The sequence below is a fragment of the Methanobrevibacter sp. genome (assembly GCF_017468685.1).
GTDB lineage: Archaea > Methanobacteriota > Methanobacteria > Methanobacteriales > Methanobacteriaceae > Methanocatella.
Map to the genome: position 1 here is coordinate 20,367 of NZ_JAFUHT010000008.1, position 14,241 is coordinate 34,607.

18 protein-coding genes are annotated in these 14,241 nt (G+C 34.1%); 7 read left to right on the forward strand and 11 right to left on the reverse strand.

Annotated features, from left to right (window positions below; translation table 11 throughout):
* Positions 1-33: 33 nt before the first annotated feature.
* Genes IJ258_RS01290 through porC form a run of 7 tightly spaced genes read right to left on the reverse strand, consistent with a single transcriptional unit; the run spans position 34 to position 4,492 of the window.
* On the reverse strand, positions 34-876 hold the full coding sequence (locus IJ258_RS01290; protein ID WP_292801858.1) for a fumarate hydratase: 843 nt from the start codon (positions 874-876) through the stop codon (positions 34-36).
* 51 nt (positions 877-927) lie between these two features.
* Complete coding sequence (locus IJ258_RS01295; protein ID WP_292801860.1) at positions 928-1,167, reverse strand: 4Fe-4S dicluster domain-containing protein; 240 nt, start codon at positions 1,165-1,167, stop codon at positions 928-930.
* A gap of 4 nt (positions 1,168-1,171) precedes the next feature.
* Entirely contained in the window at positions 1,172-1,672 is a 501-nt protein-coding gene (locus IJ258_RS01300) for a 4Fe-4S dicluster domain-containing protein (protein ID WP_292801862.1), read from the reverse strand.
* Positions 1,673-1,681: 9 nt separating this feature from the next.
* The gene (gene porB / locus IJ258_RS01305) at positions 1,682-2,551 is read right to left on the reverse strand and encodes a pyruvate synthase subunit PorB (protein ID WP_394355647.1); all 870 of its coding nucleotides are present in this window, start codon (positions 2,549-2,551) and stop codon (positions 1,682-1,684) included.
* Positions 2,552-2,553: 2 nt separating this feature from the next.
* On the reverse strand, positions 2,554-3,702 hold the full coding sequence (porA, locus tag IJ258_RS01310; RefSeq protein ID WP_292801864.1) for a pyruvate synthase subunit PorA: 1,149 nt from the start codon (positions 3,700-3,702) through the stop codon (positions 2,554-2,556).
* Between the two features lie 13 nt (positions 3,703-3,715).
* A complete protein-coding gene (gene porD / locus IJ258_RS01315) occupies positions 3,716-3,958 on the reverse strand; it encodes a pyruvate synthase subunit PorD (RefSeq protein ID WP_292801866.1) in 243 nt (80 codons plus the stop codon).
* A 12-nt stretch (positions 3,959-3,970) separates the two neighbouring features.
* Positions 3,971-4,492 (reverse strand): pyruvate synthase subunit PorC, encoded by a 522-nt coding sequence (gene porC, locus IJ258_RS01320; RefSeq protein ID WP_292801868.1) that lies wholly within the window; start codon positions 4,490-4,492, stop codon positions 3,971-3,973.
* Between the two features lie 277 nt (positions 4,493-4,769).
* Between porC and IJ258_RS01325 the strand changes: the two genes are divergently transcribed.
* A complete protein-coding gene (locus IJ258_RS01325; protein ID WP_292801870.1) occupies positions 4,770-6,374 on the forward strand; it encodes a dihydropteroate synthase-like protein in 1,605 nt (534 codons plus the stop codon).
* A 2-nt stretch (positions 6,375-6,376) separates the two neighbouring features.
* Here IJ258_RS01325 and IJ258_RS01330 read toward each other — a convergent pair whose 3' ends face one another.
* A complete protein-coding gene (locus IJ258_RS01330) occupies positions 6,377-6,796 on the reverse strand; it encodes a hypothetical protein (RefSeq protein WP_292801872.1) in 420 nt (139 codons plus the stop codon).
* Between the two features lie 154 nt (positions 6,797-6,950).
* On the opposite strand from IJ258_RS01330, the gene IJ258_RS01335 reads away from it, so the two are divergent.
* The 6 genes from IJ258_RS01335 to IJ258_RS01360 are packed head-to-tail and all read left to right on the forward strand — an operon-like array spanning position 6,951 to position 11,668.
* Positions 6,951-7,766, forward strand: coding sequence for an AAA family ATPase (locus tag IJ258_RS01335; protein WP_394355648.1), 816 nt, complete (start codon positions 6,951-6,953; stop codon positions 7,764-7,766).
* A 1-nt stretch (position 7,767) separates the two neighbouring features.
* On the forward strand, positions 7,768-8,925 hold the full coding sequence (locus IJ258_RS01340) for a VWA domain-containing protein (protein WP_292801876.1): 1,158 nt from the start codon (positions 7,768-7,770) through the stop codon (positions 8,923-8,925).
* An 8-nt stretch (positions 8,926-8,933) separates the two neighbouring features.
* Positions 8,934-9,851: a TIGR00269 family protein gene (locus IJ258_RS01345; protein WP_292801878.1), complete on the forward strand. Its 918-nt coding sequence runs from the start codon at positions 8,934-8,936 to the stop codon at positions 9,849-9,851.
* Between the two features lie 3 nt (positions 9,852-9,854).
* Positions 9,855-10,058 (forward strand): MoaD/ThiS family protein, encoded by a 204-nt coding sequence (locus tag IJ258_RS01350; protein ID WP_292801880.1) that lies wholly within the window; start codon positions 9,855-9,857, stop codon positions 10,056-10,058.
* 2 nt (positions 10,059-10,060) lie between these two features.
* Entirely contained in the window at positions 10,061-10,921 is an 861-nt protein-coding gene (locus tag IJ258_RS01355; protein WP_292801882.1) for a DUF89 domain-containing protein, read from the forward strand.
* A gap of 12 nt (positions 10,922-10,933) precedes the next feature.
* Positions 10,934-11,668 (forward strand): NAD(P)-binding domain-containing protein, encoded by a 735-nt coding sequence (locus IJ258_RS01360; RefSeq protein ID WP_292801884.1) that lies wholly within the window; start codon positions 10,934-10,936, stop codon positions 11,666-11,668.
* Here IJ258_RS01360 and IJ258_RS01365 read toward each other — a convergent pair.
* From IJ258_RS01365 to IJ258_RS01375, 3 genes are all read right to left on the reverse strand, one after another.
* Entirely contained in the window at positions 11,658-12,938 is a 1,281-nt protein-coding gene (locus IJ258_RS01365; RefSeq protein WP_292801886.1) for a nucleotidyltransferase family protein, read from the reverse strand. The genes IJ258_RS01360 and IJ258_RS01365 overlap by 11 nt on opposite strands.
* A gap of 27 nt (positions 12,939-12,965) precedes the next feature.
* Complete coding sequence (locus tag IJ258_RS01370; RefSeq protein WP_292801888.1) at positions 12,966-13,448, reverse strand: DUF308 domain-containing protein; 483 nt, start codon at positions 13,446-13,448, stop codon at positions 12,966-12,968.
* Between the two features lie 31 nt (positions 13,449-13,479).
* Positions 13,480-14,241: archaeosine biosynthesis radical SAM protein RaSEA (locus tag IJ258_RS01375; protein ID WP_292801890.1), on the reverse strand; the 762-nt coding region annotated here is incomplete at its 5' end.

A 14,241-nucleotide genomic window follows, 5' to 3' on the forward strand; every position in this document is an offset into this window, starting at 1 on the left:
GTGTGGTGAGCACAAAGTAATTATTTTTTTTTTTTATTCATCGTAAATTCTTGTTGTGGCATGTCTGTCTGCCCAGCATTGGATGCAAACACCAATCGGAAGGCCTGCAGTATGAGTATGTGATTTTAAGATTTTCACATCTAATGTTGTTGTCTTACCGCCCAATCCCATAGGTCCGATTCCTGATGCATTAATTTCTTCTAAGATTTCTTCTTCAAGTTTTGCAATTTGGGGATCAGGGTTTCTTTCACCGACTTTTCCAAGCAATGCTTTTTTACCTAATTTTAAACACAAATCGGAGGTTCCTCCAATTCCAACTCCAACAACTGTTGGGGGACATGGTTTTCCTTTTGCTTTAAGGACAGACTCTACAACAAACTCTTTTATGCCTTCAATTCCTTCAGCAGGCAATGCCATTTTTAGGGCATTGTTGTTTTCTGAACCGAATCCTTTTGGTAAAATGGTTATTTCTAGATAATCTTCATCTATTAGCTCTATATCTATTGGTGGAATGTAGTCTCCGACATTAATGTTGGTGTTTTCACGTGTAAGTGGATCTACAATATTCGGTCTGATTGGCACGTCAGTTGTTGCTTTTTTGATTCCTTCTTCAATTCCTTCACGCAAGTTTTCAACTTCAACATTACCCAACTTTACAAAAACAACAGGCAAACCTGTATCTTGACACATTGGAATGCCTTTTTCTTCAGCAAGTTCAATATTTTTTAAAATAGCTTCAATATTTAACCTTGCAAGTTCATGTTCTTCAATTTTAAGTGCATCTTCAAGTGATTTTTTTACATCATCACCAAGAACGATAACTGCCTGTTTGTAAAGTTCATAAACAGTATCTTTAATAATATCTTTAGTAATCAAAATAAAACCCTTTATAAAATTATTTAATGTTATTTTTGATTTTTGAAATATTTATATGTTAATAACATTGATTGGGCAAACTTCAACGCAATCTCTGCAAAGGTTGCATTTTTTTGAATTAATGGTAATAGCTCCACCTAAAACTTCAATAGCATTCTGCTTGCAGACTTTCATACATGGCGCATCTGATGGTTGGCAGTGCATACAAAATAAGGTTGGAGTGTCAACATTTGGTGTTTGTTGACAGCTTCCGCAGGTTGTACAAGTTGTACAGTTACCTGAATTGAACATAATTTTAATCTTCTAAGACAAGTCTTGCTCTTGCTTGACTTGTAATGACATGAACAAAGCCACCTTTTTTACTGTCAGGTTCGTATAATCCAGCCATTTTAGCCAAATATTTTTCTTGATTTTTAGATTTGACTTTAGCAGGGTCAACAACACTGATAGCTCTTTTTGTACAAGCTTTGATACATGCAGGTCCTTCTTCTCTATCAGCACAGAGGTCACATTTTTCAGCGATATTTGCTTCAAAGGTCATTGCACCAAATGGACAAGCCATAACACACAATCCGCAACCGATACATTTTTCTGTGTTAACTCCTTCATCGGTTACAGCTTCTGTAGGACAGATTGTTATACATGGTGCACTTTCGCAGTGTTGACATACAATGGAATAAAAAGAAGAATGGTATTCTACAATTTTTATTCTACTAGATTTATGAACTGATGCACACATGTTTTCACAATTCATACATCCGTCACATAAATTACTGTTAACAGAAATTTTTTCCATTGTATCACCTTATAAACCTAATTCTTCACACTCTGCATCAACATATTTTTGGATTTTTTCAATGAGTTCATCATCCAAGTGTCTGAATCTTTTTTGTGGTGCTAAATATTCTTTTACAGGTTTTCTTTCTTCAGGTCTGTAAGTGATTTCAAATTTACCATCAACGATTTCATATAAAATCCAAGATCCAGTTTCAACAGCTAATCTACCCATTTCAATAGTTTTTTCTGAAGGATATCCCCAACCAGTAGTACATGGTTGTTGTAAGTGGATATATGCAGGACCTTTAGTTTCTGCAGCCTTTTTCACTTTGTTAACATAATCTTCAGGATATGCGATTGATGCGGTAGCTACATATGGAATTCCGTGTGCTGCCATAATCATAGGCATGTTTTTCTTAGGTTTGTCTTCACCGAAACTTGCACTTCCTTTTGGTGAAGTAGTAGTGGTTGCACCGAAAGGTGTTGCTCCACTTCTTTGAATACCTGTGTTCATGTAAGCTTCGTTATCATAACAGATGTAGGTCATGTTGTGGCCTCTTTCCATAGCTCCGGATAATGATTGTAAACCGATATCTACAGTTCCTCCGTCACCACCGAAAGCAACAACATTTACATCATCTTTTCCTTGAATTCTAAGTGCACTTTCCACACCAGATGCAACAGCACCTGAGTTTTCAAATGCTACGTGAATGAATGGAATTTCCCATGCAGTTTCCGGATATGGTGTAGTCATAACTTCAAGACATCCGGTAGCGGAAATAGCTACAGTATTTTCACCTAATGCATTTAATGCTAATTTAACTGCAATAGATGCTCCACAACCAGCACAACCTCTGTGTCCTGGTGCTAATAAATTTTTATCAGGAATGTCCACCATTTTTATTCCTCCTTAAGTCCAATCCATGTGACGTCTTTTTCAGGCACATTTTTGGTTTTTTCATAAATTTCATGTATTGATTCAGGAGTGATGTCTCTTCCACCTAAACCAGTAATGAATCCGTAGATTTCTTTATCAATTTTAACTTTCATATCAGCATATAATGCTCCACCAATTCCGAAGGAGAAGTTTTTATCAACAACAGCTATTTTATCACAGTCTTTAACAACTTCATTGATAGCATCAACTGGGAATGGTCTGTAAGCTCTGATTTTAAGTAAACCAACTTTTTCGCCTTTAGCTCTTAGTTCATCAACAATAACTCTAATGGTACTGCAGAGTGAACCCATTGCGACAAAGATAATTTCTGCATCGTCAGTTTTGTACGGTTCAACAAGACCATATTTTCTTCCAAAAATTTCAGCGAATTCATCGCAGGTTTTCTGGATTACATCAATGGAATTGGTCATTGCAACTTCCATGTCATGTCTTGCTTCCATATAATACTCAGGATCTGCAAAACTACCAATTGTCATTGGTTCTTTTGGATCGATATATGAATGTTTAGGAACATATGGAGGTAAAAATTTATCTACATCTTCCTGTTCTGGAATTTCAACAGGTTCTACTGTGTGAGTTAAGATAAATCCATCTAAACATACCATGGAAGGTAGTAAGATATCAGGATTTTCTGAAACTTTGTATGCCATTAAGGTTGTATCTAATGCTTCTTGTGCATCTTCAACGTAAATTTGTAACCATCCAGCATCTCTTTGTGCAATGGAATCTTGTTGATCGTTCCATATGTTTAAAGGTGCTGAAATTGCTCTGTTTGCATCAGCTAAAACGAAAGGTGTTCTCATACCTGCTGCTGCAAATAATATTTCGTGCATTAACATTAATCCTTGTGAAGATGTTGCTGTAAATACTCTTACTCCTGCACCACTTGCTCCGACAGCCGCACTTATTGCACTGTGTTCGGATTCTACTTTAACGTATTTAGCATCAATTTTTTCATCAGCAACATATTGTGCTAAGTATTCGGAAATTGTAGTTTGCGGGGTAATTGGATAAACAGGAATAACTTGTGGTTTAGCTAATCTTACAGCTTCTGCAACTGCTTTATTTGAGGTCATTACTTCTTTTACCATCTAATCACTCTCTTTATTCTTTTACCATTTCGATTGCATCTGAAGGACATTCGTATGCGCAAATTCCACATCCTTTACAGTAATCGTAATCAATATCATGTTGTTTGTTTACACAGGAATCCGGACAAAATAAAATACAATTGTCACAATCAATACATTTTTCCTTATCTAAAACAGGTTTGAAAGTTCTCCAACTACCGGTTTTATTGTTTTTTGTATTTCCTGGTGTTTTAATTACACATCCTATATTAACCATTATCTCACCTTTTTATCCCATCTCGTAAGCTTTTTTAGTAGCTTCGGCATTTAATTCTCCAATTTTTCCAGGGAATGTTTCTTTAATAACTTCAAGAAGGGAATCGATACTTACTACTCCAGTTTTTTTAGCAAAGTATCCTAGGATAATTGTATTTACAATGTTACGTCCTAACATATCTAATGCGATACCTGTTGCATCAATATCGTGAACTTTATGTTCTCCACTACCTTTAAATTCGGTAGTATTAATAATTACTTCTGTATTGTCTTTAATTCCTGAAAATACATCTACCACATTTAATAATCCGTCATCTAAAACCAATACGTAGTCTGGGTTGTAGACTTGGTATCTCATTTGGATTGGCTCATCATCAATTCTTGTGAAAGCCATAACTGGAGCTCCTCTACGTTCAACTCCAAAGAATGGGAAAGCTTGAACAGATTTTCCGTCTTTAAATGCAGCTTTTGCCAAAATTTCTGCGGCGGTAACGGAACCTTGTCCACCTCTACCATGAAAACGAATTTCAATCATTAATTCTCCTCCATATATTTATCATGTATAATCATTATAAATTACAAAATATATAAATTTTATGTTAAAATTTATTTTTTGAATAATTTTGTTTAAATTTTCTTGTTTTAATCTTTTGTTTTTTGCCAATTTTTTTAATAAATCTTTTAATATTTACAATTAATTTCTATACAATTTTAACATCTTTTCTTATAAAATGGATATTTTTAAGAAAAATTATTTAAATTAAACTAATATAATAATATATTATAATAAAAAAATTTGGTTGGAATTTTTCATGAAAGTTTTAATAGTTACAGGGGAGTTGGCATATCCGTTAATAAATGATGTTGTTTCAGATTCAAAAGAAGACATAATAGTTCACATTGTTGACAATACTCAAGTGGCTGCATTTCTAACTCCAAACTTAATTATTAAAGAGGTCAAAAAGTGCTTCTCAGACCAATTGGATGATATAGACATGATTCTGGTTCCGGGATTAATCAAGAAAGGAACAAAAGAAATCACAAAGGAACTGGGAATACCAACATTTAAAGGATCAACCGATGGAGCTGACCTTGCAATGGTATTGAACCTTATCGGAAGCATAGACTTATCCGAAGACAAACCTGCAGACAAGCTGATTGAAGAGGAAAAAAGAAAAGAAGCATTCAAACTGATTGAAGACTTTGAAAATGATACAGAAACCATTGAAAAACTCCTTGAAAAACCAAACAATATAAAAATAAGAAACCTGCCTGTCGGTGAGGACTTCCCAATGAGAGTATTGTCTGAAATAGCAAACGCACCATTTCTTTCAAAGGAAGCATTGATAAACAAATGCCAATACTTTGTTGACTCTGGAGCGGACATGATTGACATAGGAATGGCTGCAGGCGAAGACTTCTCAGACAAAATTCCCGAACTTATCCAAACATTAAGGCCGATAGTCGGTGACAGGCCATTAAGTATCGATACGTTAAATCCTGATGAGATTAAAGTGGCTGCAGAAAATGGAATAGACTTTGTATTGAGTCTGGATTTAGGTAACAATTCTGAAATTAAAGATATATTAATTGAAAAGGATATTCCGGCAGTATTGCTTCCAACTAATTTTTCACAGGGCAAATCACCAAAGTCTCCTGCTGAAAGGGTTGAATCAATGCATCAATTAATTAAAGATACTGAAGGAATACGTTATGTTGCGGATTTGATTTTGGATCCGGTAAACAGTGCAAGTATTGTCGAATCAATCATTGCATGTCATGAATTTCATAAGGTTAATCCTGCACCAATGTTTTTCGGTGTTGGAAATGTGACTGAACTTATGGATGCGGATTCAGGTGGAGTCAATGTTTTATTGGCAGGAATCGGAATGGAATTGGGAGTAAGCATATTATTCACTCCTGAAGAAAGTGGAAAAACAAGAGGCAGTGTATATGAGCTTGCAACTGCATCAAAAATGATGTTTCTTGCAAAGCACAGAAAATCAATTCCAAAGGATTTGGGAATAAATCTTGTGGCATTCAAGGATAAGCATAAAAGAAATGATATCATTCTAAATGAAAGAGATGGAATTGAAGAGACCAGACAAATTGAACCTATGAAATTTGTCAGAGATAAGGCTGGAAGCTTTAAAATAAATGTCGATTACGGAACAACCGTTGAGGCAAGTAAAATTACTGCAACTCATTTTAAGAAAAATAAACCGGATTTGGTAATTGTTGGCCATTCTGCAAAAGAAATATATGAAGAAATAATTACAAAAGGTTTGGTTACCAGAATGGAACATGCTGCCTATTTGGGTTCAGAACTTCAAAAGGCAGAAATAGCGATGATTACTGGTAAAGAATATGTTCAGGATTTTGAATTGTTCAAAAATCCTGATGAATTTAAATTGTAGTTTTAATCGAAGTCAGTTGGATCGTAAGTTCCTTCAGCCTGTCCAGCTTGTGGTGTTGAACTTGAAGAACTTGATGAACTTGATGAACTTGAACTACTACCGTCTGATGAACTTGAATCATCAGAACTTGAACTACTGGTGTCAGAACTTGATGAATATGAACTGCTGCTGTCTGAAGAGTCACTGTATGAGGAACTGCTTTCAGTAGATGGTCCATAATTTGAACTGGCACCTGATTGTGAATCATATGTCTGAGTATCTGTTGTCACAGTCGTATTAGAATCACTGTAATTTGCTGCAGGTTCTTCTAGCTGTTCATCCTGATTAAATGAAATTCCATTGCCTAATATAAAAAAGTATGTACCTGCAACTATTAGAATAATTACTATTAATGCAATAATTATCGCATTATCAGATTTCATATTTTACCACCATTTTCTGATTATTATAATATTATTAATATTGTAACATATAAAACTATAAATAAAGTTATATTTATAATTATTTTAGTAACTAAATTTTTAGGAAGGTTAAACGTTGCAAGTTGAAAATATTAATATTAAAGACATAGACAAAATGCTTTTGGATGCAGATTATGTTTCAAATAATGAGATTTCAACAACACTGTACTTGTCTTTATTGTTGGGTAAACCAATGCTAATTGAAGGACCTCCAGGTGTTGGAAAAACAGAACTGGCCAAAGTGATTGCAAAATCATTTGATAGGGACTTTTTCAGGATTCAATGTTATGAAGGAATCACATTCGAACAGATTGTTGGTGAATGGAATTATCAAAAACAGCTGTTGCACTTGGAAGCGGCTAAAAATGATTCAAGCAATGTGGATGAAATTTTTGATGACGAATTTTTCATTAGAAGACCTCTGCTTAATGCATTTTTAAACGAAAAGGATTCTGTTTTATTGATTGATGAAATCGATAAGGCTGATGAGGAAGTGGAGAGCTTTTTACTTCAGGCATTGGGTGAACAGGAAATCACAATCAATGATTTGGGCACATTTCTTTTAAAAAATGATTTGATTGTTATTTTAACTTCCAATTCTCAAAGGTCACTTCTTGACGAAACAAAAGACAGATGCCTGTTCTTATATATTCCTTACCCTACAGTGGAAAGGGAAATTGAAATTGTCAAATCAAAATTGCCTGATGCAGATGATGAAACAGTTTCCCATGTGGTAAAGTTAGTTCATCAAATCCGTGATTTGAATCTGATGAAAAAGCCTTCTGTAAGAGGTACTGTTGATTGGGTCAGGTCAGTCACTAATCTTGGCACTAAAAATCTTGACGAATCTCTGGAAAATAGTGTTGGTGTCGCCATTAAAACTGAAAGCGATAAAAAACGTGTCATAAAAGATATTTTCAATAAAAGATAAGATGATTAGTAAAATTGCAAATTTATCTGCCAACTTAAGAAAAGAAGGATTGCCAGTAAGTATCAGAAGCACTCAGGCAGCTATGGAAATCTATCAGGATTTGGGAGATTCTGACAGAAATCTTTTGAAAACTGCATTAATGGCAATTTATGTTAAGGACAGATATGACATTCCTAAATTTTTAAAGATTTTTGATGAGGTATTTGCAGCTCCGGGACCTGAAAAGAAAGTTGCAGAAGACATGAACAGAAGCAAGGCTTATAGGGGCACAGGTCCGAAATCAAATAAATATAAAATTAAAAAACAGGACACAATAGGTAAAAAAATTCAAAAGGAAAAAATCAACAATGAAAAGTTAAAAATGCTTTCAGGACAACCTCTTTTGGAAGAGGCCAAAAAACTTGAGCGTGATGGGGAATTAATGAACAAGGACTTGACCAAATTAAACAGATTCGACCCTAGAATGCTTGAAATTTGTCAAAGATTAGGTAAAAGAATAGCTAATAAACGTTCAAGAAGAAAAATTGAATCACACTCTCATAAAATAGATATGAGAAGAACTATGAGAGCTAATCTTAAATATGGTGGAGTTCCTTTGGAGCTCATTAAAGCAAAACCAAGGCCTCATAAAAATGAACATTTATTTTTAAATGACATCAGCGGGTCCTGTGAGTGGATTAGCAGTTGGTTTTTCATGTTAATGTTTTCAGCGCAAACCGCTTTTAAGAGATCTCGAACATTCGAATTTGACAACAAGGTAATTGAAACAACAAGGGCACTGAAAGAGGAATATCTTATAGATGCATTTGTTAAAGTAAAGGATATGCGTGTTAAGAATATGATGGTTCACGGAACATCAGACATGTACTCTGCTTTTAAGCAGTTTAAAGAAAAAGCGAATATCAATAACAAATCATATGTGATTATATTATCAGATTGCAGAGATTGGGCAGGACCGAAAGTAAATGGAATTCCTGCAAGTGTTGATCTGGTTGAAGAAATGGTCAGGGACTCTAAAAAGGTCATTATTCTAAATCCGGAAGACAGAAATAAATGGGACATTGTAGACAGTTGTGTTTCATTATATGAGGAAGCCGGAGCTCAGGTGTTTGAAGTTAATACTTTAAATCAACTTGCACAATTTGTAGAACAGATGTAGGTAATAATATGCAATGCAGTAAATGTGGTAATCCTAAAGTCATTATTAAAAAGGAACAATCAGGACAGTTGTTGTGTAAAGATTGTTTCATTGAATCCATTGAAAAGAAAGTTATTAAAACTGTTAGAAAAGAAAAATTGTTGGACAAGGGCGATAAGGTTTTGGTGGCTCTTTCAGGAGGTAAAGACAGTGTCACTACTTTGGAAATATTGGATTCATTCAGAAAAATGAACATTATTGATTTATGTGCAGTGACAGTTGATGAAGGAATAGCCAATTATCGTCAGGAAGGAATAGATATTGCAAAAAGACATGCTGAAAGATTGGGAATAGAACATAAGGTAGTCTCACTGAAAGAAGACTATGGCATAACCTTGGATGAGATAATGCAAAAACCGAATCATAAGGGTTCATGTTCCTATTGCGGTGTGTTTAGAAGGACAATAATTAATAAGGCAGCACGTAAAATGGGCGCTACAAAAATCGCAACTGGCCACAATCTGGACGATGAGGTTCAGGCGATAATGATGAATTATCTTGAAGGAAATACAGATAATTTAGGTAAATTAGGCGCAAAGACTGAATCAAAAGCAAAAGAGTTCACAGTTAAAATTAAACCTCTTCGTGAAATTCCTGAAAGGGAAATAGGTTTGTATGTTGTTGCAAAGGAATTGGAAGTTCACTTTGACAGCTGTCCTTATGCAATGCAGTCATTCAGGGGTGAGGTATCAGAAGTAATCAATCAGTTATCTGAAAAGCACCCGACAATAAAATACTCAACTTTAAGGGGATATGACAAAATAAAAGGTGCATTGAAAAAAGAAATGCAGAAAGAATATTCTCATGGAAGATGTGTAAAATGCGGAGAGCCTTCAGCAAATGAACTGTGCAAGGCATGCTCATTTTTAAAAGAACTGGGAGTATAAAATATGACATTCACACTAATTTATAAAAATCTAAATGAAAAAAGGCAATTGCCGAATGATAATTATACCATCAGGGACTTGCTTGATGAATTGGAATTGTCAGCTCAAACTATCGTTTCAAAACAGAACGGAGAGCTGGTTATAGAAGACACTGTAATTCAAAAAGATGATGAAATCCAATTAGTTCAAATAATCTATGGTGGTTAATCTTGAAAATAAGTTATGAATGTGGGCCTTGCTTTTTAAGGCAAGCCCGAGAAGCACTGGATTTATCAACAGATGATGAACTTCTTAAGATGGAAATAATGGAAGATATCTTTAAATATCTCAGCAATAATTTTAAGGTTGATACCAATTCAAATGGAACCGGCTCTGCCATGCATAAAATGATTATCGAAAAAACTGGCTGCAGAGATCCTTATTTTAAAGAGAAAATTGAAGGCAATGAAATCGCATTAAAGTATCTGCCTGATGTAAAAAAGATATTGGATGAGGATGACAGTTTAGAAAATTATGTAAAAATAGCCATTATAGGCAATATTCTGGACTTTGGAGCATTCACCCTTGAAGATGATATTGAAGGGGTAATAAAAGAATCCCTTAAAAAAGATTTGGCTGTTAAGGATATTGAAGAATTTGAAAAATCTTTAAAGGCCAATGATAAAGTATTATATCTGGTGGATAATACTGGTGAAATTGTTTTCGACAAGCTGCTTTTAGAAAAAATTAAGGAATACGATTTGGATATTACAATAGCAGTTAAATCGGTGCCTATTCTTAATGATGCAACTAAAAAAGAAGCACTTGATGCAGGTCTTGATGAATTCGGTGAAATTGTAGAAATCGGTTGCGGAACAGTAGGCTATGTGGATAGTGAAATTTCAGATGAGTTTAGGGAAATATTCAATTCTCATAAATTCGTGATTTCAAAAGGAATGGGTAATTTTGAGGGATTATCCGAAATTGATTTATCCTCTAAAGAAGTCTATTTCTTATTATGTGCCAAATGTAACACCATATCAAGAGCTATCGGTGCCAATTTGCATGACATGCTTTTGTTTAAAAAATAATTTTGTGAAATTATGATAATCGGATTTATAGGATTTGGAAAAGTATCTCAAAATCTCATAAAATTAATAAAATCAGAGGATATATTATTCATAACCTCTGCTCAAAACCGGTCACCTAAAACAATAGAAAACATTAAACAGTCAGATGTTGAAGTTTTAGATTCATTTAAGGAAGTTGCAATCAAATCAGATATTTTGATTTCTGCAAACTCCCCTGCCAGTGCATTAAATGTTTCAAAAAAATATGGAAAATATGCAAAGGGAATATATTTGGATTTAAATAACATTTCGCCAGACACTACAATGAAAATCAATGAGCATGTTGAAAATCTAATTGATGGTGCAGTTATAGGTAAGATTGATTCAACTAATCCGATATTATATGTTGCTGGCAAAAAAGCTGAGGAATTGTCATTTTTAAATGAATTTATCCAAATTAAAGTGATAAGTGAAAAAATAGGTGATGTTAGTCTCTTAAAGTTACTCAGAAGCACATATACAAAAACATTGTCAGCATTGTTAATCGAATCGTCAAACCTTGCTGAAGGATATGGTCTGGAGGAGGAATTCTTTGATATTTTAACATTGACAGAAGGTGAGACTTTCAGGGAAAAATCCAAATCAAGAATTGCAAACACTTTAAATTCCAAAAAAAGAAAATCTGAAGAATTGGATGAGATAATAAATTATTTTGATAGTGATGATTTAATAATGGTTAAGGCTGCACTTGAAAGACTCAGCCAATAATCACTTTAACCTTAAATCCTTTTTTGGCCTGTTTTATAAAACCGTCAACGGGAATGAAATGGGAATCCATAATGTATCGTAAGTATGTCACGTCTCGTGCAGGCAATCTTAGGTTAGTTTTAATCTTTTTACCTTCACTTTTAAACTGAACGGATATTTTTCCGTTTTTATCAACATATAAATCTGTATTTAGACCTTCTTTGGTTATTTTTGTTTCAAATTTAGTTAAGTTCAATCCTGCTTCAAGAGTTAAAGGGGCAGTATCAACAGTAATGTTTTCGCTTCTGAATTTATTGTTTGCATCACGTGCGCTTATGCCCTTTTCACCTTCACACGCAACGTACCATGCACGGTCAATAACCCTTTGAACTTTCTGGTTATCCGGAATAACTCCTTGTGATTCGTAACTTTTCATAAGTTCCATAACCTCTTTTTTTGTGACATCCATTTCAATGGCACTAACTGCCAGTCTGGTCATCACAGGCCCATAGTCTGACCTTCTAAAAACGGCCCAAATTGATTCGGGGTCTCTATAAACTCTTCTTTTAATGATTTCATTAATTGTATTTCCATTGAGATAAGCTATTTTTTCAAGATTTCCCCGGGAATATGTATTCATTATTTTGTATATGTCTGTCCAATTTCTCTTGCCGGGGGTTCTGCCTTCATCAATTTCCTGCTCGAGTATTTCAACTGTGGTTTTTGGAAGAAGCTTTTTTACTTCATCTGAAATGATCATGTCATTGTCTATGATTGACTGCCTTATCAATCTGCCGGAATATTTTTCTTTGTTAAATTCTTTCACGACATGATAATTAAGTTTTGAGCCTAAAAACTCATTGATGGCATACCATCGAATTTCATTTCTGTTGGTGTAACTTTTTGGCATTCCAACAAAGTTTCCCTCATCAATGAATCTCTGTGCTTTAGTTTTGATTTCATCTAATGATATACTTGCAGAGGTAATATAATCTGTCACGCCATCATCAATCATCTGCTTAATTCTGATTGGAACACTGTAAGACAGGACCAGTCTGTGGTGTAAGCCTTCAAATGATTTAACCTCATCTGCACCTAAAGCCAGTGCCATTTTACTTCGAGCTTCAAAATCTACAAAAAATGGAGCATGATTTGCACTAAATCCCTTGTTTAAATATACGACCAGTTTTTTATTTTCTCTGTCAGCTATTTTCCTAGCCTCTTTAATCAAATGTTCATGACCTTTATGAACGGGGTCAAAATCTGCACTAATTCCAATCAAAACAAACACCAAAAAAAGAAAGTTTTTGGATAGTATTTAACCATCCATTAATTTTAAAATACCACTAATTACTAACCATATTCCAATTAAAGTACCTAATATAATTGGATTTGCAATATAAGTTCCAATAATTATATATAATAATCCAAGAACAACTCCTGCTATTCCAATATAAAAACCATATCTTGATTGACGGTTATTAATCAATGAAGCAAGCCCTACAATTATTAACATTATTCCAGCAAGGTATAATGTGATTTCTGCTAAAAATCCAAGCAATGCAGGATTAAATATCAAACAGATACTTAAGAATAACAGAACTAAACCCAATACTAAATCAAGCAACGCTCCTGTTTTGTTATAATCTATTATTGACACTCCTACAACGAGTAAATAAATAGATATTAATAATACTGATAAGCTAATTAATGAACTAACGCCAATAACTCCCATTATAGGGAATATGATAATTATTAATCCAAGAATGATAGCTAGTAAACTAATAAATTTAGTTTTCATATTTGCCTCCTATAATATATTATAAGTTTAATTAATATAATGGTATATGTTTTATTTCAACGGTTGACGAATTCATGTCTGAGTTGTTGACTGCACCTTTCCATTCACTTTTACACTCGCAATCGTACTCAATTTTAGTTTGAGTCAGATTATTGGCTATTATCATATGTTTTAAATCCTTATTGCATTTCTTACAGTTGTAAGGCCCTCTTCTTGAACCAAAACCTGAAGTGTCTAAAAGTGCAGGAATGTCAAGTTCGTCACGTACGGTGTTAATGATTTCTATGCATGACCAGATCCATGGCGGTTGGTATGCTCCTTTTCTCCAAAACCTTTCAATCATGGTTCCGCTGTGTATGGTCGCAGGACAAAATGATAATCGGTTAACGCCGATGGAATTACAGTAGCGTGCAGTTTCGATAGATTCATCAATTGCCTGAGCTTCAGATACAAGAATCGGCTTTACAAAAATATATGCTTTAGATTTGAGATTATAACCTTTGGTTTGTTTTAAGGTTTGCATTAATTTAACTGCATCCTCAAAATCTTGGCGTGTAAAACCTTTATTGATTTTATTTAATCTGGTATAATCATTAGATGTTTCAAGACCTATGCTTACTTCAAATAATGTGTCTCCAATTATCTCAAAAATTTCATCCAAATATTCCTCTTTGACATATTCTGGTCTTGATTCAACAATAATTTCTGTAACATTGCCTAAATTCATTAAAGTTTTCAATATTTCATCACGTGCATCTTTCGGAAGTTCATAAGGGTTGAGGAAACTTCCTGA

What these genes read in the sequence shown, in the direction of transcription:
- IJ258_RS01295 (WP_292801860.1), bottom strand. Translation starts at nt 1,167, where the DNA reads ATGTTCAATTCAGGTAACTGTACAACTTGTACAACCTGCGGAAGCTGT.
- IJ258_RS01300 (WP_292801862.1), bottom strand. Translation starts at nt 1,672, where the DNA reads ATGGAAAAAATTTCTGTTAACAGTAATTTATGTGACGGATGTATGAAT.
- porB (WP_394355647.1), bottom strand. Translation starts at nt 2,551, where the DNA reads ATGGTGGACATTCCTGATAAAAATTTATTAGCACCAGGACACAGAGGT.
- porA (WP_292801864.1), bottom strand. Translation starts at nt 3,702, where the DNA reads ATGGTAAAAGAAGTAATGACCTCAAATAAAGCAGTTGCAGAAGCTGTA.
- porD (WP_292801866.1), bottom strand. Translation starts at nt 3,958, where the DNA reads ATGGTTAATATAGGATGTGTAATTAAAACACCAGGAAATACAAAAAAC.
- porC (WP_292801868.1), bottom strand. Translation starts at nt 4,492, where the DNA reads ATGATTGAAATTCGTTTTCATGGTAGAGGTGGACAAGGTTCCGTTACC.
- IJ258_RS01325 (WP_292801870.1), top strand. Translation starts at nt 4,770, where the DNA reads ATGAAAGTTTTAATAGTTACAGGGGAGTTGGCATATCCGTTAATAAAT.
- IJ258_RS01330 (WP_292801872.1), bottom strand. Translation starts at nt 6,796, where the DNA reads ATGAAATCTGATAATGCGATAATTATTGCATTAATAGTAATTATTCTA.
- IJ258_RS01335 (WP_394355648.1), top strand. Translation starts at nt 6,951, where the DNA reads ATGCTTTTGGATGCAGATTATGTTTCAAATAATGAGATTTCAACAACA.
- IJ258_RS01340 (WP_292801876.1), top strand. Translation starts at nt 7,768, where the DNA reads ATGATTAGTAAAATTGCAAATTTATCTGCCAACTTAAGAAAAGAAGGA.
- IJ258_RS01345 (WP_292801878.1), top strand. Translation starts at nt 8,934, where the DNA reads ATGCAATGCAGTAAATGTGGTAATCCTAAAGTCATTATTAAAAAGGAA.
- IJ258_RS01350 (WP_292801880.1), top strand. Translation starts at nt 9,855, where the DNA reads ATGACATTCACACTAATTTATAAAAATCTAAATGAAAAAAGGCAATTG.
- IJ258_RS01360 (WP_292801884.1), top strand. Translation starts at nt 10,934, where the DNA reads ATGATAATCGGATTTATAGGATTTGGAAAAGTATCTCAAAATCTCATA.
- IJ258_RS01370 (WP_292801888.1), bottom strand. Translation starts at nt 13,448, where the DNA reads ATGAAAACTAAATTTATTAGTTTACTAGCTATCATTCTTGGATTAATA.